This is a genomic window from Pollutibacter soli (assembly GCA_029269725.1).
Classification (GTDB): Bacteria; Bacteroidota; Bacteroidia; order Chitinophagales; family Chitinophagaceae; genus Pollutibacter; species Pollutibacter soli.
Genome location: JARJHS010000010.1, coordinates 37,980 through 56,897 on the forward strand (window position 1 = coordinate 37,980; position 18,918 = coordinate 56,897).

Genomic DNA, 18,918 nt, shown 5'->3' on the forward strand with positions numbered 1-18,918 from the left:
GAGTAAAATCTGAATTAAATCTTCCGGATCACTAACCAAAACGATTGCAATATGAAACGATTTAACAGGTCGGCTTCCTTGCCGGCTCTATGTAAATGGCTATGCCTTCTTTTTTTCTCTCTCAGTTTTTCTTCACTCGCTTTTAGTCAGACAGTAACAGGTACAGTTTCGGACAATTCTGGTAAACGAATTGGAGGGGTAACTGTTGCTGTAAAAGGCGGAAGTGGTGGAACTACCACCGACTCACTCGGCCGGTTCAGCATCGCAGCAACCGGAAGAGATGTATTACAATTCAGTTCCGTAGGATTTATTACGCAGGACGAACCGGTAGCTAATCGTACCGTCATTGATATCGTTTTACAGGATGATGCGAAAAGGCTGGATGCTGTAATCGTAACTGCGCTTGGTATCACCAGGGAAGCACGCCGTCTCGGTTATGCTGCCACCAAAGTGAATCCGGATGAAGTAACGGTAAACCGTACCCCAAATATGATGAATGCACTGCAAGGAAAAATTGCCGGTGTAAACATTTCCGGAATGGGTACTGGTCCTGCAGGAACTTCTAAAATCCGCATACGTGGTCAGTCTTCTATTTCAGGCCAGAATAACCCCCTCATCGTTATCAATGGTATCCCTGTGGACAATACCAACTTCGGAACCAACCCCGGTAATGCGGGTTCAGATGCATCCGTTGCTATTCGTGGCGGCGGTATCACGTCTGATGGCGGCGATGGTCTCAGCAGTATCAATCCTGACGATGTGGAAAGTATGACTGTGCTGAAAGGCGCTGCTGCATCTGCGTTATACGGTTCCCGTGCAAAAGATGGTGTGATCATGATCACCACAAAAACAAAAAATAAAGAGGGCGGTATCGGTGTGACTTACAACATGAACTACATGAATGAACAGCCACTGGATTTCACCGACTATCAATATGTATACGGACAAGGTGAAAATGGAATTCGCCCTACTTCTGCGAATCCGACTTCCGGTCAGTGGTCATTTGGTGAAAAAATTCAGCCGGGCATGACGCAGGTACTTTTTGATGGAGTTCAGCTGCCATACGTTGCTCAACCAAGTCATGTCGGAGAATTCTATCAAAACGGTCAGAACTTTACCAATACAGTGACAATGAGTGCCGGCGGTGCAAATGGCGGCCTGCATTTGTCATTCGGTAATCTTGACAGTCGTGGAGTTGTTCCTAACAATACCTACAACAGAAAAAGTATCAATCTGGGTTTCCAATATTCGCTGACACCTAAACTTTCATTCATGGGTAATGCGAATTATTCAAAAGAGAAAAACTGGAACCCACCGAACATTGCGAACCAGGATAACTCGATACCTACAGTTATTTCCAACCTGGCCAATACTATGCCCCTGTACCTGATGGATGAAAAGAAATACAATGCACAGGGCAATGAGTTTATCTATTCCAGGTTCATGAACAGAACCAATCCTTACTGGGTTCTCGCTGAGCAGTTCAATCATATCTTACGCGACAGGATATTCGGAAATATCTCTATCAAATATGACATCTTCAGCTGGTTATATATCCAGGGCAGGATTGGCCAGGACTACTGGTCCCGTGACCAGGATTTCAACAACTTCCCTACTGGTCATGCGTCACGTGCCCCGGCACCTGCAGGTTTCGTAAACGGTGTGTACACCCAGGAGTCCAGGAGATTCAGAGAAACAAACATGGACTTCCTTGTTGCTGCCAACAAAACTTTCGGCGATTTCGGTGTTAACCTGACTTTTGGCGGAAACCAGATGAAACGTCGTACTGATGTAAACAGCGTGCAGGTAACGGACTTCGTTGTACGTGGTTTGTACACCGTTCAGAATGGAAGGTTGAAAGATCCGACGTATGATATGTCTCAACGCGGCGTTAACTCACTGTATGGCTCAGCCGAAGTTTCCTATAAAAGAGTACTTTACCTGAATGGAACTTTGCGTAACGACTGGTTCTCTACCTTGTCACCTGAGAACAGAAGTATTTTATATCCATCTGTTTCACTCGGTTACGTATTCTCGGAACATCTTAAAGGTCTTTCATGGCTTGACTTTGGTAAGTTCCGCGCTGCATATGCAGAAGTGGGTAGTGATACTGATGTGCCCCCATATGCCGGACAGTTATTTTATGGCATCAGTGCAAGTTTGTTTCCCAACCCATCCGGTAACGGACAACCTGTAGGTGGTCCTTCCGGTACAACGCTGCCAAACGCGAACCTTCGCCCGATGCGCGTGTCAGAAGTGGAACTCGGTCTTGAAATGAAAATGTTCGATAACCGCCTGGGCCTTGATCTGGCAGTGTATAATAAAATTACCACTGATCAGATTGTGCAGGCACAGATTTCCGACGCTTCCGGTTTTGTTGACACACGTATCAACAGTGGTAAAAGCCGTAGCCAGGGTATTGAAGTTTTGCTGACAGGCACACCATTCGAATCCAGGAATTTCAGCTGGACAATTACTACCAACGTGACTTACAATACAACTAAAGTACTCAGTCTGCTGACCGATAAAGAAGGTGAGCGAATCACTGTTGGTACGCACGTATTCAATGGTGAACTCCGCCAGATCGTAGGTAAGGAAATGGGGCAGATTGCAGGTTTCGGATATAAAAGAGATGCAAAGGGTCAGCAGATCTTTGGTGGCAATGGCTTACCCTTACGCACAGACGATTTGATAAACTATGGCAGTGCCCTGCCGAATTGGTTTGGTGGTATTACCAACTCATTCAATATTTATGGTATTAACTTTTCGTTCCTGATCGATTTCAAACTCGGCAACCTGATGTTGTCTGGTACCAATTTCAACGCTTACCGTCATGGTCTGCATAAAGTGACGCTGGAAGGCCGTGAAGGTGGTGTTATCGGAAAAGGGGTCGATATCAATGGGAATCCAAACACAGTAGCAGCACCCGTTCAGGATTACTGGTCAGTGGTTCGTTCACAGGCGCTTGTTGAACCTGTTATATACGATGGCGGCTACTGGAAACTGCGTCAGTTGGCTGTTGGATACGACTTCACCCGGTTCCTCCCACGCAACTTCCTGATCAAAGGCGTGAAACTGAATTTTGTTGCAAGCAATGTTCTCATCATCAAAAAATGGGTGGATAACATTGACCCTGAAACTTTCGGTTATACATCTGATAACCTTGTGGGAATGGAATCAACAGGCTTGCCTTCTACCAGAGGACTTGGCTTTAACCTTAACGTTAAATTCTAATTGACCGGCCATGAAAAAAATCATATTTAAAAGTATAATAGCAGGCGTTCTATTAAGTTTTGCTGCCTGCGATAAAAAATTCGATGATCTCAATACCAACCAAACAAGTCCGACGGCAATCGATCCGGCATTTGAGTTGAACCAGGCGATCATCAATGCTTCATACACTACAGGAACCGTTATTTACGAAACGTCGATTGTTCAGCAGATGGTTACGCCCAACTCAGGTGTATTAACCGGCGCCAATTATAACCAGGACAATCGTCTTTCTACGGATGATAACTGGGTACAGTATTACAGGAATGTAATCCGGAATACCAAGGACATCATTCGTCTCCTAAAGGACAAGCCTGAACGTTCCAACCTGTTACAGATGACCAGGATATTCCAGGCCTTCACGTTTATGGTACTTACCGATAGTTACGGTGATATTCCATATTTTGAAGGTGGAGGAGGTTATGGTGATCAGATATTTTTTCCAAAGTACGATGCACAGGAAGCGATATATGACGATATCATCAAAGAACTGACTGAAGCCAGCGCAGCTCTCGATGCTTCCAAACCAATTGAAACAAGTGATGTGTTCTATAGTGGAAACATTGTTTTGTGGAAGAAATTCGGGTACTCTTTACTGTTACGCGCTGGAATGCATTTATCAGAAGTAAATGCAACCAAGGCACAACAGACAGTGGCCGCAGCTTTTGCCGGTGGTGTGATCACGAATAATGCTGAAAACGCTGTAGTACGTCATGATCCCAACTTCCAGTCACCGATAGGCGGTATGTTGAATTCTACAGAAGCCGCCAACTGGTACCTGGCTGCTCCGTTTGTGGATCACCTCAAGGCCAACAACGATCCGAGGCTTTCGGCTATCGCTATCCGTTATAAAGGTGCAAAATCTGGTCCTGAGCAGACTCCGGCCATCGGAACCACTGCACCGGCTGACCAGATAGGTATGCCGATGGGCTACGACAATGGTACAATTGCGCCTGTTGCTGCAGCTCTGGGGCTTGCCAGCTTTTATGATTTCAGCCAGGTGGACAGGAGAAGGCTGGTGAAAGTAAATTCACCGATTTTTCTCGTCACCGCAGCGCAGAATAATTTGTTACTGGCAGAAGCTGCACAACGGACCTGGATCACAGGAGATCCGGCTGCATATTTTGAAGCAGGCGTCCGTGCTCACATGTTGCAGATGGCTGCTTACGATCCCTTGTCAGCGATACCAGCTGCCGATATTAATACCTATATCGCCAATCATCCATATGATCCGGCAAATGCACTGAAACAAATCAATACAGAATATTGGATTGCTTCTTTCCTTAATGGACCTGAAGCATGGGCGAATTTCCGTCGTTCCGGTTATCCAACGCTGACAAAGAATCCATATCCTGGCGCTGATATCAGCGGTAATTTCATCAACCGGCTTACTTATCCCAACAGTGAAATATCCGTGAATAAAGCTAACATGGATGAGGCAATCAGTCGCCAGGGAGCGGACAACCTGGATACAAAAGTATGGTGGGATAAATAAAAGCGCTCTTTTTGCAATAGCGTGTTACTAACCCAATAAAACAGTGAATGACCCATCTCCGTAGAGACGCAATGCATCGCGTCTCTACGGGTTACCAATCGGTCATTCACTTCTTTTATTTTAAAAACAATGGTATGTATATGATCCGGAAAACGTTGTTCTTTATTGTCGCAGCGTTCTTATCCTTCCAGACTTTCGGACAGCAGCTGTCAAAAGAAGAAATTATTTTCCTGACGCCTGAATGGAAAGGCGAAAGGTTCCCTGACGGCCGACCAAAAGTACCGGATAACCTGCTGGACAGGATGAAACTGGTAACACTAGAAGAGGCGTGGGCGGTGCTCAAAGGATCAAACTTTAAACACCAGTATGATGATGGCTGGATGATGATCAATCCTGACAGCGTACTTGTGGGTAGAGCTGTGACTGCAGTATTTGTTCCTGGTCGTCCGGATATTCATCGTGTGATTGATAAAAAAGGGCATGAGAAGGATGGCCGTGTAAAGTCACAGAATTCATGGACGATTGACATGCTTACTAAACGCGACGTGTATGTCGTTGATCAGTTTGGTGCGCATGAAGATGGGCCAACGATTGGAGATAATCTCGGCAATTCGATCTATACAAAAACAGGCAATGGTATTGTGTATGACGGAGCGGTGCGTGATATCAACGGGTTAAAAGAAATGAAGGGATTCACTTCTTTTTTCAGGACCTATCATCCTTCACATCACCTCAACAATCCCGATGGTGAACTTAACACAACGCTGATATGGATCAATTCGCCTACGCGTATCGGTAAGGCGACAGTTATGCCGGGTGATGTTGTACTCGGGCGTGATGGCGGTGTGATTTTTATTCCTCCGCATATGGCAGAAAAAGTGGTGAAAACGTCAGAGATCGTGAGGCTCAGGGACATGTTTGGTCACCAGCGCCTGCGTGAACAGAAATATACACCGGGGCAGATCGATTCAAGATGGTCAGAAGAAATTGAAAAAGATTTCATGCAGTGGTTAAATGATCATATCAATGAACTTCCGGTACCAAAAGAACAAATTCAGAATTATTTAAAAACCAGGACCTGGTAAATCTATTTCCATGAATCAGAACAACAGAAGATCATTTCTCCGGAAAGCTGCACTGGCCGGAGCTTTTGCGCCTCTTGCATCATTCGGTCAAGGTTTGGAAGATGCTGTGGAAAACACACCCAAAGCATCTGTTCCTTCTGACCTGAAAATCACAGAAATCAAATGCGGCTATATACGCAATGGCCATAGTCTTTTTGTAAAAATTTACAGTAATCAGAATATTTGGGGTTGTGGCGAGGGAGTTGATGCAACGCCTGGCACTTATCACCTCGTGAAAATGTTTGAGCAAAGACTGAAAGGTAAAAATCCGCTCAATGTACATCGCCTGTTTGAAGATATTCGTCGGGGTGGATTTTTTGAAGGCGCGCAATCCGGAATGTTTGTGGCTGTACTCACGGCTGTGGAAACAGCACTTTGGGATCTCGCCGGTAAAGCATTGAATCTGCCGGTGTACCAGCTGTTGGGTGGAAAGTTCCGGGATAAGATCCGTGTTTACTGTGATACAGCTTTGTATCAGAACAATCTTCCTACACCAAAAGATTTTGCTGATGCAGCTTTGAAGGCGAAAAGCATGGGCTTTAATGCCATCAAGTTTGATCTTGACCAGGCCAATGATCCTGCAAAATATGATCGGTATAACTGGACGGCAAGCCCCGGTGAACTGAAGCGAATGTACGACCAGGTTGCCGCCGCACGGGAAGCAGTGGGACCGAATATTGACATCTGCATCGATATGCATGGAAGATACGACTCACCCACGGCACACGCCATCGCTAAACGCCTGGAGCCTTTAAACCTGATGTGGCTGGAAGAACCAATTCCCGCCGAAAATGTTGAAGCTTATAAAAATATTACCGACTCCACCAGTACACCGATCTGCGCAGGTGAAAATCATTATCTCGCGTACGGTTTCAGAAGAATGCTGGAGATTGGCGCAGTCGATATCATTATGCCTGATTTACAGAAAGCTGGTGGTTTAGGTGAAGCACAACGCATCGCCAATCTTGCGAACCTGTATTATATTCCGTTTGCGCCGCATATGGTCGCATCATTTCTTGGAGCGATGGCTTCATGCCACGTCTGCGCATCGGTTCCTAATTTTCTGATCCTCGAATGGCAGATCTATTTTCATACTGATCCGATGTTTAAGGAGATTGTAAGTTTCGAAGGACCAATGGTTACCAATAGTTTTATCACACTATTAGAAAAACCGGGGATTGGCGTCGAGATCAATGAAGAGGGCATGAAGAAATACGCGACTAAAGGCGTTCCGTTTTTCGAGTAAACATATTGAAACAGATGTTGGCGAATCGCAGACGAAAAAATTATCGTCTGCGATTTTTTTTAACAATTGGTGCTGATTAATTTCTCATCTGTCGGAAATCTCCCTGTTAATGTCGTTTACGCACAGTGTGTTTCTGCTGGCATACCTGCATTTTTGTATTGTTATAATCGTTGCGATTATAAATGATAAGCGATTGTTTAAACTTAAATTTCAGCTTATGGCAACAGTTCAGAAAATAACACCAAATCTCTGGTTTGCAAATGAAGCAGAAGATGCTGCAAAATTCTATGTTTCCGTATTCGACAATTCCAGCATGGGAGATATTACAACATATACTGCTGCAGGACAGGAAATACACAAGATGAAACCAGGGTCAGTAATGACTGTTGAATTTACACTCGATGGTCAGCGTTTTATCGCACTGAATGGAGGTCCGGTCTTTAAATTCAATGAGTCAGTTTCATTTGTGGTGACTTGCGAAACACAGGAAGAGATTGATTATTACTGGAATAAACTTTCGGAAGGCGGTGATCCGCACGCGCAGGTATGCGGATGGCTGAAAGATAAATTCGGACTTTCCTGGCAGGTCGTTCCATCGATGCTGGACAAATTGTTTACATCGAAAAATAGGGAAAAGAAAAGTCATGTAATGGAAGTGATGATGAAGATGAAGAAGCTGGATATTGCAGAGCTCGAAAGGGCGGCGGAAGGTGAATTAGCGTAATCAGCCGCAATTATTACTGTAAAATCAATTGCCCTGTCAGTTATGGCTGGGCAATTTAATTTTCACAACAGTTTGCGGTAAAGCTTTAACTTCTATCTTTAAGACATTCAAATTTTTTTTGCCGGCTCACTTGAATAAAAAAGTTTAATGCAACTAAAAAGAATTACACTCATCCTTTTGGTGTTTAGTCATTTGCTATATGTGCATGTGGAGGCTCAAACCTGGCAGGATACTGTCACGCTCATTGAAAAGGCGTTTTCAAGATACACATCGAATATCCCGGGCTGTCAGTTAGCCATCAGTCGAAATGGAAATCTTTTATTTTCTAAAGCATGGGGCATGGCAGATATGGAGCACAACATCAGTCTTACAAAAGAATCCGTGACAGAAGCAGGATCTGTATCCAAGCAATTTACGGCTGCATGTATTTTATTGCTGGAGCAGGAAGGAAAATTGTCGCTTGATGATGATGTACGGAAATATGTACCTGAAGTACCTGACTACGGGAAAACGATCACATTGCGCCACATGATGCAGCACACCAGTGGCCTCAAAGACTGGGGAAGTGTTGCAGGAATTGCCGGTTGGCCACGTTCAACAAAAACATACAATAACGACGATGCAGTTTATATCATCAGCAAACAGAAGACACTGAATCATCCTCCTGGAGAAGAGTATATTTACAGCAATTCCAATTACAATTTGTTTGCAGTTATTGTAGAACGGGTCAGTGGAAAATCTCTTGCAGAATATTCGAAACGGAAAATTTTTGAGCCGGCTGGAATGACGCATACCGAATGGAGGAATGATTTCAGAAAGATTGTGCCGGGAAGAGCTTTGGCTTATGCAAAAGAACGCAATGTGTACGAGACCGACATGCCCAATGAATATGTGTATGGCAATGGCGGATTACTTACAACTGTTGAGGATCTTGTGAAATGGAACGATTATTATCTTAATGGAAAATTGGGAGATCCGTCGCTCCTTGCCAGGCAGTTAACTACCAATCCTTTAAGTGACGGCTCAAAAGGATATTATGGCGCGGGCTTGCGGATAGATTCAGTGAGGGGATGGAAATCGATTGCGCATACAGGGGCGACAGCTTCTTATCGCGCCAGCCTTGCATACTATCCGGATGCATCTCTCACTATTGCCTGGCTGAGTAATAGTTCCGAATTTGATGGGCAGGCGGATGTCGTTGGAGCGGTGCGAAACATTTTTCTTTCCGATAAAACGAAGAGTGCAGAGAAATTGACAGCAGCCGTCTATGCGGTTTCAGAAAAAGATTTGCAGAAATATGCAGGCTGGTATAGAAATCCAAAAACCGGTACAGGAGTAAAGCTTCAGGTAAACGATGGAAAACTAACCGACGGAAATGGAAGCTCCCTGCAACCTATAGCCGAAAATCAATTTAATTTTCGCGGCGGAAAAGTTATAATGATTCCTGGTAATCCGAGAAAGATAAACCTTATCGGTAATGGGGAAACAATTGTATTTGAAGAAGTCGCTGCATCGTCAAATGATCCAGAAATTTTGCAGGAGTACATCGGTGTATTTTATTCCGACGAAACAGAATCGCGGTTCACTGTTTTTGTTAAAGACGGAAGACTCATATTGCACCGCGATCCCAAATACGATCAGATTTTGACGGCCAGCTACAAGGACGCATTTTTCTTTCCTGGATCTGTGATCGTTTTTATGCGTGATAAAAAAGGAAAAGTGGATCGTTTGCAGGTGAACGTTGGCCGCGCGAGAAATGTGGTTTTCGAAAAAATAAAATGAAACCGGAATTTTTTCGCCAGGTATCCGATCCGCCGCGGCGGATCGGATACCTGGGAGCTTTCAGGAATTTCGAATGCATTTTTGATAATTCCAGGTGAAAAATACTTTTGATGAACAGAATATCCTGTTCAATTGGAGAGGATTTTCACTTTGCGGGGAATTATTTCACTACAAATTCCAATTCAAAAAATTCCTTGTCTTCTTTCGGAATTTTTTTACCGAGATCCTCATCAAATAATCGGTTAAGATTATTCCCTGCAAGATCCTCTAGTCCGCCTTCGATTTCAATAATGTATTTTCCTTTTTGCCAACTCAACTCAGGAATAAACCTAGCCGCATTTCCTTTTTCATCAACCAATAATTTCCCGTGGATATAGCTCCGGTTTCCATCTTTGAATCGCAATGCTTTTTCAAGCACCACATGATCCATGGATTCAGGGAATTCAATAATCAATTCGTTCACGGTACCAGCTTTCGGGATATTGATTTTCCAGTCACGAACATCAGGAGAAACAGAATCCCGCTTTGAAGTGAAAAATGTTTTTGTGTACACCGATTTCAACGGAAGTCCCTGTTTGCTTTCCCAGGCGGAATCGATATACAATTCATATCGATCGCCAGGCAACATCGGTGGACCCATTCGGAGATTTGGCTGCAATCCTCGCTTGATCCTTCCCGGATCCATCCAGACCGTGAGCACTGTGCTCTCGTGGTTCCAGAGTTCCGGGGAAAGTTCAAGAAAAACTTCGCCTAACGTATCCCGTTCATTTCGTATCAGGTGAATATATTTCAGTGCCACACCTTCCCGCATCTGAACAGAGAATTCAAAAGTCCATTTCAGAAGGTTCGAAGGTAGCGTATCGCCTGCCGGATACACTGCTTTTACTATCGGCGCGGAGTCTGCATCTGGCAAGGGAATGGAAAACTGACCAATATTGACACTATCTTCTCTTATTTCATATTTTAACCCACGCGTGAATGGTACAATAGGAGTGAAAATCAACATGTCGCCTGATTTGTTCATCGTACCCAATACCGCAACATTTTTTCCTGAAAGAAAAATATGTACGGAATCGGGATGGTGGATATGTGCTGCACTCATCGGAATTTTCACAGCAACTGCTTTGTCATCTTGCCAAAGCAATGATAACTGATCCGTTGCTTTCTCAGAATTGCAGGCCGTAACCAGAAATAAAAAAATCAGACGCTGTCTGATTTTTTTATGGTATTGTATAAAAATTTTGTTCATCACGAGAGGATCCAATCCTGCAATGTTACCAGGTCAAGATCACCATTGGGTTTGCGTTGTATTACGACAACTTTGGAGTCATCGATCTTATCCATCTGCAGCACATTTACCATCGGCAGGTTTACGAAAGCAACTCCTGCTGTGGAAAAACTTTCTTTGATGGGTTCAGTAAGTGAACCATCATAGGTTGCAATATTGTCATACCTCACACGCATGATTGGCCGATTGCTGTTCGACATCAGCAGCACATTCTTTCCGCCTCTTGAAATAGTGACCATGTCCAGCGGAGAATTACCTGCACCAAATTCAGCAACTGTTCTTCCTTTTACGTGCTGTCCGTCTTTCAGTTCGTCAAGAGGAAAGAGTACCAGCGGTGTGCATGTATAGCTGGCCACCAGGTATTTTTTACCATTCAATTCTGCGGTGGTAAATGTTTTTATGGGAGCATGGGTTTCATATTTGCCATGTGCTGCGTGGAAAATTTCCAGTGTCGTCGCCTGTTCTTCTTTCGTAACAAAAGGGAACTGTATTCTCCTGAAGGTAGATTTGAATTGCTGGTTGGAGAGCCCGCTGACATATAATGCGCCATCAGCATATTGCATGTCAGAAATGGTATTATCGCGGGGGGAGCGGCCATTTTTATCAGTGGTATCCACCGGGGCATTATTCAATGAAGCAGCCTTATACATAACATCTACTAACGGTACAGCTGTGATCTTTTCTTTTTCAATCAATAGTAAAGCTGTAGAGCCATCTTTCAATTGTGCTGCGCAATAGATTTTTTTTGAAATGGGATTCACTACCATGTCCAGGATCGAAACATTTTTTGCTTCGGTACCTAATACGGTTGCAATTTTCTGATCGAGGTTTTTAACTTCTATTGCAGACACTGATGAAGCAGCTGTTTTGTCTTTCGTATCAATCGCGAAAACGGTTGCCGATTTGGAATCACCAATAAACAGGACTCCATCAGGACCAAAGGCCAGAGCACTGATCGACTTCAGAGCCACCGTTCCTTTTTCGAATCCATACGTATTTTTATTTTTCAGGTGATTGGCGGAAACCAATGCAACAATCCCGGCAAATATGAGCGGGATGAAAATTAATTTTTTCATGGCAGTAGAAATTGATGAGGATATACTATCTAAGTTAAACAAATTATCCGTGCATTTGCAGACTTGATTTGAACACTTATTTTTGATTTCATGATAAATGGAGAAATAAACATCAGGATCATTCTGGAACTTCCACCTCCAGGCATTTGTTTTGCTCTGCAATCAGGCAGTGGGCCTGGTTATACTGTTCTTCAGACGCAATGGTCTGACGGAGGAAATATTATTTTTGAGACCCAAGTTTCCCTGAAGGAATCAAGAGCAGCGGGTGTAGCATTTGATTTCTCCGGAACAACTGTTCAGGGAAAGGCTGGCGAAAGATTCTTTTATATTGATATTGGTACGTATGCGGGTGATATGAAATCAACATGGGCGCGTCGTCTGAAAATTCCACTAACAGGCGTCGATAAATCTACCATTCAGTCTTTGGAAAAAGATCCCACTTTTTTCCTGGAAACTGTCGTCCCTGGTACGGGTAAGGACGGCGGACCAAATTGCGCAACGGTAAAACCCTTTACAGGCTGGAAAGTGAAATCAATGAAGTAAATTTTCTTAGAATCACTTTACGTGATAGTCTCCTGGCAATTCTACCATTCGGACTTTGGCTGTTAAAAAATCCTTAATACATTTTGCATAGCATGGATTTCTGCCCTGCAACCTGATCGGGGCACAAGTTTTTTGGGTGTAAGAAAGTAGCCTGCAAGGATGCAGGCGTATTCTGAAGTTGCACCAGTTGTTCATACTGCTATGTGGTTGACATGAACAGTTGCCTGAACTTCTTCACCATATTGTAAACAGTATGAAAGTATCTACGAATCTGCTCGCTGAAGTTGAGATTAACATTAATTCATCTACAGCTGCAGTCTGGCACGCGCTTACGGATCCGGAAAAGATCAGTAAGTATATGTTTGGTTCACGAGTGGAATCCGAATGGAAAGAGGGGAGTCAGATCATTTGGAAGGGAAATTTCAAAGGAATTGCATTTCGGGATAAAGGTGTGATTGTTGAAATGACACCCGAAAAAATTCTAAGATTTACGCATTACAGTCCTCTTTCAAAACTTCCGGATACACCGGAAAATTATCACATCGTCACTATTGAACTTAGCGGTCATCAAAAATGCACTAACGTAAAACTGACGCAGGACAATAATACAACAGAAGAATCGAAATCACATGCTGAAGAGAATTGGTCAATGATGCTGGAAGGATTGAAAAAATTACTGGAAGAAGAAAAGGCTTGACTGAAAAAGTAAAAATGAATTCACAGTTCTGAACTGTCGAAAGAAAAGATGAAAAATCTTCGTGACAGACTTGAATTAACTATAGGCGACATCACAAAAATTCCTGTCGATGCCATTGTAAATGCGGCTAACCGTTCGCTGCTGGGAGGGGGAGGCGTTGATGGTGCAATCCATCGTGCAGGCGGCCCGGCAATTCTTGAAGAATGCAAGAAGATCAGGGCTGCGCGGGGAGGATGTGATACTGGCGATGCCGTAGTTACAACCGCCGGACTCCTGCCAGCTAAATGGGTGATTCATACCGTGGGTCCCTATTGGAAAGGTGGTCAGAACAGTGAAGCTGCATTACTGGCATCCTGCTATAGAAAATCATTGAAGCTGGCTGCCGGATTGGGTTGTGAGAATATTTCGTTTCCCAATATCAGTACCGGGGTCTACGGCTATCCAAAGGAAGCAGCGGCATCTATAGCGCTGGATGCCATAGCCGGATACGTTGCTCAAGAGACTCTGCCGTCTAAAATTATATTGGTCTGTTTTGACCAGGAAAATCACTCGATCCTGCAACTTCTTATTAATCAATAGCCTACCTGACAGAAATTTCTACTGCATTTTTTTGAAGATGTGATGCCTTAAGCGTTAAAATTTTTTAAATTTTCCGAATAAGATTATATTTGAAAGTCTTCGTAAAAAGCAAACTCGATCAAGCCTGCCATTTGATCTGTGCCAAAGAGCCGAACAGACCGGTAGCCGGACCGGTATAACTTTCCGAACAGTCATATTTTATTTTAATTTATAAGTTATGCATCGTCGTAAACTGCTTCAATCAGGGTTATTCACCATTGGTGCTTTAACAGGGTTACCTCATATCAGCCTTGGCGCATTTGGCAACCAGCCGTTACCGTTAGATAAGGAAGGAAATATTATTCGCAGTCCGTTGGTAAGGGAAGTATTACCAGGTCTGCGAATGGATCCCCCTGCATTGCTCGCCAAACTCAATGCAAATGAAAATCCTTACGGTCCGTCGGAACTCGCACAGAAAGCAGTGAACGAATCGGTTGTCCGCGGAAATCGGTATGCATGGAAAGAATTGTTTGAACTGATCAATAAGATCTCGGTAAAAGAGGGTGTTCCTGCAAATCATATCATGATGGGGCCAGGTTCATCTGATTTGCTGGAAAAAGTAGCGATCATCAGTTTTATGAAAGGTGGAAATATTGTTTCTGCTGATCCGACTTATATGTCACTCGTTAATGTTGCACAGGCGGTAGATGCAAAATGGAAAGCCATCCCCTGCAAAGAAGATTGGTCGCACGATCTCAAAGCCATGCTGGCTGCAATCGATGGGGATACCAAACTTGTTTATATATGTAATCCGAATAATCCCACCGGTGCAGTTACCTCCGGAAAAGAGTTACGTGAGTTCTGCCTTGCAGTACCAGAAACAGTTCCTGTTTTTGTTGATGAAGCTTATATGGAACTGGCCACAGGTTCAGGTACGGAGAGCATGGTTGACCTGATCAAAACAAAGAAGAATATCATTGTCGCCCGTACATATTCAAAGGTGATGGGATTGGCGGGTATCCGTGTAGGTTATATTGTAGCGAGCCCGGAATTTATAAGCAAGATTGATAAGATTACCCGCGGTGGAATGGGTATCGCATATACATCCATTTATGCTGCAACAGCGAGTATGGATGATCATGCATTCCAGGAAATGACCATCGCGCGGAATAATGAAGTGAAGAAATTTGTTTGCGGAAATCTCGACAAAATGGGATACAGGTATATTCCTTCTTATACCAATTTTGTGCTATTCCCTATCACAGTACCCGGCAAAAAATTCCTTGCGGATATGGAGTCAAAAGGTGTTGGCGTACGTGTGTTCCAGGTGAAAGGAAAAACCTGGTGTCGGGTGAGTATGGGTACCATGGATGAAATGCAGCTTTTTGTAAATACGCTTCAGGCGATGAGCTGATAGTGTTCCATTTTCAGATTGATGAGTATAGCACTGCAGAAAACGATCACTCTTTTGTTGCTGATTCTTCTGGGTATGCTGATCCGTGGCAGATTTAAGCACGCATCAGCCATAAGCGGTATCAAAGAAGTAATCCTTACCATCGCCTTGCCTTCTACTATCTTCATCGCTTTGATGAAAGTGGAAATGGACGCGGCAATGATCATCGTTCCATTGATGACGTTGATGTTTAACCTGCTCCTGTTTTTTACAGTACCATTATTCTTTCCATTCCTCGGGCTGGAAAAAAATAGTCCCACAGGAAGAACATTGATGATGCTGATCCCATCACTTGCACCAGGGCTTTCCTGCTTCCCATTCGTTGCAGAATTTTTAGGTCAGAAGAGTTTAGCTATGGCTGCACTCGCAGATGTCGGTAACAAATTTTTTGTGTTGATATTTTTATATGTGGTGGCACTGAATATGTTTCTTGCAAACGGAGCCCTGGAAAAAATAAATTTCTCTTCCAGGTTAAAAAAATTACTCGCGAACCTGGTGAAAGAACCAGTGAACGTACTCATTATCGTTGCAATAACACTACTTGCACTGGGATTGAATTACACAACATTACCCGCAGTAATTACTGACCTGATGGATAAAACGAGTGCGATGATGACGCCATTAGTGTTGATATTTATCGGGCTGGCAGTGCAATTAAAGGAAAGCCGCAAAAAGCTCGTGGTTTCTGTTTTGTTTCTGCGTGCCGGGATCACGATGATCATCAGTTGTCTCGTCATCACTTTGTTACACATCACTCAACCTAATATGGCCTTGCTTGCGGTGGTATTACCCCTGAGCTCGGCCAGTTTCTGGCCGCTGGCGCATATTTCAGCATTTAATGACAGAGAAGATCAGCGCGGTCTCAGCCAGGAAAGAAGAACTTTCGATCTCGAACTTGCAGTACTGATTCTTTCATTTTCATTACCATTTTCTACAGTACTGATTCTTGGTATTCTTTCCGCAGGAACATTCTTTGTACATCCGCTCGTTTTGTTGGTTGGCGGACTGGCGCTGATCCTGCTCGGGGCAATTCCGTATATCAGGAATTATAGTCATCGCTTTTCAAGATCGGTAAGATAAAATTACTTCCTTCCATTACATTTATCGTCGCATACAAAATTACTAACGCCGATGGATATTCGTATACGTAAGTCTGAAAACGCGGATATACCGCTGATATACCGGATGATCCTGGAGTTTGCCATCTTTCAGCAAACGCCGGAAAAAGTAAAAGTCACCATCGATCAGATGCATCAAGATGCTGATATTTTTCGCTGTCTTGTTGCGGAAAACGAAAATGGTGACCTGGTAGGTTATGCCTGTTTTTACTATGCATATTATTCCTGGACGGGAAAAGTTTTGTACCTGGATGATCTGTATGTGAAAGAAGAGTATCGGGGAAGAGGATTGGGGCAGTCTTTTTTCGATGCACTTATAAAAGAAGCAAAGTCGGGCAGTTGTAAAAAGATGCGCTGGCAGGTTTCCCGATGGAATGAGAAAGCAATTCAATTTTATAAACATATCGGGGCGACGATCGATGATGTGGAGATGAATTGTGATCTGACATTTAAGTAAGTAATGAGAAGCAGGAAGTGAGGGGTGGCCTGCCAGCCGTCAGGAAGGTTAAAGTTGAAGGATTAAACCTGGAAGAATGAATGCCTTTCTCAACAGCGCCTGGCATCAGGCAGGGGCAAAATTGAAAGTGTAATGTTTTAAGTCGTTGGTAATAAGGTAGTCGATGAGAGTGAAAATTCTGTAATTATGAAATAAATCAGATGTTCTGCTCATATACCTGAATTTCTGAAATCCAAATGTAGCAGCACTGTAACCGTCTGTTTATTTCTGCGTCAGATGGACTAAAAATGTCCGACAAAAAGATCAGCACTTACGAAGCGGGTTTTTATGGCCTGATGTGCCTTATTGCTCCAGTATTATTTTCTGTTTCTGTTTTTTTCTGGAAAGACGGAGAATATTTACCGACCGGTGCCGTACTGATGAATTTGTCCATGGTATTCTGGGTGCCCGTGATGTTCTATCTTTTTGGTTTAATAAAAGAAAAAGCACCACTCTATTATTGCATTGGACTCGTATATGCTTTGTATGGTACTGTCATCGGTGGAACTGCATTTGGGTACCTTGGTTTTTTTACCAACATTTTTGAAATTTCACACCGGGAATATCTTGAAAAACTGGCCACGCATACTTTGGGTTCCAATCTTTTGTTGTTCTGGGCAGGACCTGCATTCCCATTATCATTACTAATTCTTTCCATTGTTTTGCTTCGGAAGAAAGCATTGGAAACCTGGATATGCATTTTACTGATGATTGGTGCTATTTTATTTCCTGTAAGTCGCATACTGAGAATTATTTCAATTGCACATATCGCGGATGTATTTTTATCTGTTCCGATAGTCTGTACAGGATGGACGTTGATGAAAAAACAAAGGTCAGGTACAATTAAAAAACCAATACCTTTTCGTCATTCCAACAATTGAACCTTCAACAATTTTTAACGTTATCGGGATCGGATTTGTATCTACATTCATCAAAATAATTTCAGATGCGAAAGATCATTCTCAACCTGGCACTCAGCCTTGATGGATTTATTGAAGGTCCAAATGGTGAATATGACTGGTGCCTCACTGACCAGGATTATGGCATGACAGATTTTTTCAAAAGAATTGATGCTGTTTTTATGGGAAGAAAATCATGGGAAATGACCAGGGATATGACAGATCCTGTGCCAGGAATGCCTATACTAAAGGAGTATATTTTTTCCAACACATTGAAGGAAGCAAAGCCAGGACAAACCGTAGTGTCGGGTGATATTATTAAGGCCATAAATGAGATCAAAGAATTACCCGGAAAAGATATCTGGCTTTTTGGCGGCGCTTCGCTTAACAAGTCATTAATGAATGCAGGTCTTGTTGATGAATACTCACTTGCTGTACATCCATTGTTGTTAGGCAGCGGAAAAATTTTATTTACAGGCATCGAACACAGGATACCTTTGAAATTAAAATCTGCAGTTCCCTATTCTTCAGGATTGGTAATCCTCACTTATACCCACGGGTAGTTCAGGCATATCATCATTAAAAAACAGGCATATGGCTTCAAAAATATTTCTCAATCTCCCGGTCGCAAACCTGGAACGATCAATTGAGTTTTTTACACACCTGGGCTTCCGTTTTAATCCGCAGTTTACAGACGATAAAGCAACCTGTATGGTCATCAGTGAGCAGATTTATGTGATGTTACTTACGGGTGAGCGTTTCCGTGATTTTACCACAAAGGAGATTTGCGACACGGAAACTTTTGCGGAAATGATTGTTGCTATTGACGCCGAAAACCGCGAGGCTGTTGATGAAACCGTTGATAAAGCTATGGCTGCCGGCGGGCTGGAATCCAGTGCCACACAGGATTATGGCTGGATGTATGTGCGCAGTTTCCAGGATCTGGACGGGCATTTGTGGGAAGTCCTGTATATCGATGAAAGTGCGGTTCCGGAAGGATGAAGACCGAAGTGCGATTGAGTTTAATGTGGTGGAACGTTAAACGTATAACGTTTAACGTTAGCTCTTGTTGGTGTAAAATTCATTTCAATCGGCCGGGATTTCTCCAATGTGTATTATAGATCTTAGAATTATCAACATTTAGCTATA

General features: G+C 43.3%; 17 protein-coding genes. 15 read left to right on the top strand and 2 right to left on the bottom strand.

The genetic code is table 11. The features are described 5' to 3' along the window. Window positions 1-51: 51 nt before the first annotated feature. The 6 genes from P2W82_RS20525 to P2W82_RS20550 all read left to right on the top strand — a co-directional run bounded on the left by P2W82_RS20525 (window position 52) and on the right by P2W82_RS20550 (window position 9,641). Window positions 52-3,234: a SusC/RagA family TonB-linked outer membrane protein gene (locus tag P2W82_RS20525; RefSeq protein ID WP_336517813.1), complete on the top strand. Its 3,183-nt coding sequence runs from the start codon at window positions 52-54 to the stop codon at window positions 3,232-3,234. A 10-nt stretch (window positions 3,235-3,244) separates the two neighbouring features. Next, complete coding sequence (locus P2W82_RS20530; protein WP_336517814.1) at window positions 3,245-4,765, top strand: SusD/RagB family nutrient-binding outer membrane lipoprotein; 1,521 nt, start codon at window positions 3,245-3,247, stop codon at window positions 4,763-4,765. A 47-nt stretch (window positions 4,766-4,812) separates the two neighbouring features. Next, complete coding sequence (locus P2W82_RS20535; RefSeq protein ID WP_336517815.1) at window positions 4,813-5,850, top strand: RraA family protein; 1,038 nt, start codon at window positions 4,813-4,815, stop codon at window positions 5,848-5,850. A 10-nt stretch (window positions 5,851-5,860) separates the two neighbouring features. Continuing rightward, entirely contained in the window at window positions 5,861-7,135 is a 1,275-nt protein-coding gene (locus P2W82_RS20540; protein WP_336517816.1) for a mandelate racemase/muconate lactonizing enzyme family protein, read from the top strand. Window positions 7,136-7,352: 217 nt separating this feature from the next. Next, window positions 7,353-7,859 carry a VOC family protein gene (locus tag P2W82_RS20545; RefSeq protein WP_336517817.1) on the top strand — a complete coding sequence of 169 codons (507 nt, stop codon included), beginning with the start codon at window positions 7,353-7,355 and terminating at the stop codon, window positions 7,857-7,859. 147 nt (window positions 7,860-8,006) lie between these two features. Then, window positions 8,007-9,641, top strand: coding sequence for a serine hydrolase (locus P2W82_RS20550; RefSeq protein ID WP_336517818.1), 1,635 nt, complete (start codon window positions 8,007-8,009; stop codon window positions 9,639-9,641). A 160-nt stretch (window positions 9,642-9,801) separates the two neighbouring features. Here P2W82_RS20550 and P2W82_RS20555 read toward each other — a convergent pair whose 3' ends face one another. Continuing rightward, a complete protein-coding gene (locus P2W82_RS20555; protein WP_336517819.1) occupies window positions 9,802-10,890 on the bottom strand; it encodes an Ig-like domain-containing protein in 1,089 nt (362 codons plus the stop codon). Beyond that, window positions 10,890-12,005, bottom strand: coding sequence for a hypothetical protein (locus tag P2W82_RS20560; RefSeq protein WP_336517820.1), 1,116 nt, complete (start codon window positions 12,003-12,005; stop codon window positions 10,890-10,892). The genes P2W82_RS20555 and P2W82_RS20560 overlap by 1 nt, the downstream gene beginning before the upstream one ends. Before the next feature lie 90 nt (window positions 12,006-12,095). Here P2W82_RS20560 and P2W82_RS20565 point away from each other — a divergent pair, with 90 nt between their 5' ends. From P2W82_RS20565 to P2W82_RS20605, 9 genes are all read left to right on the top strand, one after another. Beyond that, window positions 12,096-12,548, top strand: a complete 453-nt coding sequence (locus tag P2W82_RS20565) for a DUF5990 family protein (RefSeq protein WP_336517821.1) — start codon at window positions 12,096-12,098, stop codon at window positions 12,546-12,548. 253 nt (window positions 12,549-12,801) lie between these two features. Continuing rightward, window positions 12,802-13,245, top strand: a complete 444-nt coding sequence (locus P2W82_RS20570; protein ID WP_336517822.1) for an SRPBCC domain-containing protein — start codon at window positions 12,802-12,804, stop codon at window positions 13,243-13,245. Between the two features lie 48 nt (window positions 13,246-13,293). Further along, window positions 13,294-13,824: an O-acetyl-ADP-ribose deacetylase gene (locus P2W82_RS20575; RefSeq protein WP_336517823.1), complete on the top strand. Its 531-nt coding sequence runs from the start codon at window positions 13,294-13,296 to the stop codon at window positions 13,822-13,824. A gap of 217 nt (window positions 13,825-14,041) precedes the next feature. Continuing rightward, entirely contained in the window at window positions 14,042-15,217 is a 1,176-nt protein-coding gene (locus P2W82_RS20580) for a pyridoxal phosphate-dependent aminotransferase (protein ID WP_336517824.1), read from the top strand. A gap of 21 nt (window positions 15,218-15,238) precedes the next feature. Then, window positions 15,239-16,336 (top strand): AEC family transporter, encoded by a 1,098-nt coding sequence (locus P2W82_RS20585; protein WP_336517825.1) that lies wholly within the window; start codon window positions 15,239-15,241, stop codon window positions 16,334-16,336. 51 nt (window positions 16,337-16,387) lie between these two features. Further along, the gene (locus P2W82_RS20590) at window positions 16,388-16,831 is read left to right on the top strand and encodes a GNAT family N-acetyltransferase (protein WP_336517826.1); all 444 of its coding nucleotides are present in this window, start codon (window positions 16,388-16,390) and stop codon (window positions 16,829-16,831) included. 287 nt (window positions 16,832-17,118) lie between these two features. Further along, complete coding sequence (locus P2W82_RS20595; protein ID WP_336517827.1) at window positions 17,119-17,751, top strand: hypothetical protein; 633 nt, start codon at window positions 17,119-17,121, stop codon at window positions 17,749-17,751. 65 nt (window positions 17,752-17,816) lie between these two features. Further along, window positions 17,817-18,332 carry a dihydrofolate reductase family protein gene (locus P2W82_RS20600; protein ID WP_336517828.1) on the top strand — a complete coding sequence of 172 codons (516 nt, stop codon included), beginning with the start codon at window positions 17,817-17,819 and terminating at the stop codon, window positions 18,330-18,332. A gap of 31 nt (window positions 18,333-18,363) precedes the next feature. Next, window positions 18,364-18,771, top strand: a complete 408-nt coding sequence (locus tag P2W82_RS20605; RefSeq protein ID WP_336517829.1) for a VOC family protein — start codon at window positions 18,364-18,366, stop codon at window positions 18,769-18,771. Window positions 18,772-18,918 lie beyond the last annotated feature (147 nt).

What these genes read in the sequence shown, in the direction of transcription:
- P2W82_RS20575 (WP_336517823.1), top strand. Translation starts at nt 13,294, where the DNA reads ATGAAAAATCTTCGTGACAGACTTGAATTAACTATAGGCGACATCACA.
- P2W82_RS20540 (WP_336517816.1), top strand. Translation starts at nt 5,861, where the DNA reads ATGAATCAGAACAACAGAAGATCATTTCTCCGGAAAGCTGCACTGGCC.
- P2W82_RS20600 (WP_336517828.1), top strand. Translation starts at nt 17,817, where the DNA reads ATGCGAAAGATCATTCTCAACCTGGCACTCAGCCTTGATGGATTTATT.
- P2W82_RS20590 (WP_336517826.1), top strand. Translation starts at nt 16,388, where the DNA reads ATGGATATTCGTATACGTAAGTCTGAAAACGCGGATATACCGCTGATA.
- P2W82_RS20565 (WP_336517821.1), top strand. Translation starts at nt 12,096, where the DNA reads ATGATAAATGGAGAAATAAACATCAGGATCATTCTGGAACTTCCACCT.
- P2W82_RS20525 (WP_336517813.1), top strand. Translation starts at nt 52, where the DNA reads ATGAAACGATTTAACAGGTCGGCTTCCTTGCCGGCTCTATGTAAATGG.
- P2W82_RS20580 (WP_336517824.1), top strand. Translation starts at nt 14,042, where the DNA reads ATGCATCGTCGTAAACTGCTTCAATCAGGGTTATTCACCATTGGTGCT.
- P2W82_RS20585 (WP_336517825.1), top strand. Translation starts at nt 15,239, where the DNA reads ATGAGTATAGCACTGCAGAAAACGATCACTCTTTTGTTGCTGATTCTT.
- P2W82_RS20570 (WP_336517822.1), top strand. Translation starts at nt 12,802, where the DNA reads ATGAAAGTATCTACGAATCTGCTCGCTGAAGTTGAGATTAACATTAAT.
- P2W82_RS20535 (WP_336517815.1), top strand. Translation starts at nt 4,813, where the DNA reads ATGACCCATCTCCGTAGAGACGCAATGCATCGCGTCTCTACGGGTTAC.
- P2W82_RS20545 (WP_336517817.1), top strand. Translation starts at nt 7,353, where the DNA reads ATGGCAACAGTTCAGAAAATAACACCAAATCTCTGGTTTGCAAATGAA.
- P2W82_RS20595 (WP_336517827.1), top strand. Translation starts at nt 17,119, where the DNA reads ATGTCCGACAAAAAGATCAGCACTTACGAAGCGGGTTTTTATGGCCTG.
- P2W82_RS20530 (WP_336517814.1), top strand. Translation starts at nt 3,245, where the DNA reads ATGAAAAAAATCATATTTAAAAGTATAATAGCAGGCGTTCTATTAAGT.
- P2W82_RS20550 (WP_336517818.1), top strand. Translation starts at nt 8,007, where the DNA reads ATGCAACTAAAAAGAATTACACTCATCCTTTTGGTGTTTAGTCATTTG.
- P2W82_RS20560 (WP_336517820.1), bottom strand. Translation starts at nt 12,005, where the DNA reads ATGAAAAAATTAATTTTCATCCCGCTCATATTTGCCGGGATTGTTGCA.
- P2W82_RS20555 (WP_336517819.1), bottom strand. Translation starts at nt 10,890, where the DNA reads ATGAACAAAATTTTTATACAATACCATAAAAAAATCAGACAGCGTCTG.
- P2W82_RS20605 (WP_336517829.1), top strand. Translation starts at nt 18,364, where the DNA reads ATGGCTTCAAAAATATTTCTCAATCTCCCGGTCGCAAACCTGGAACGA.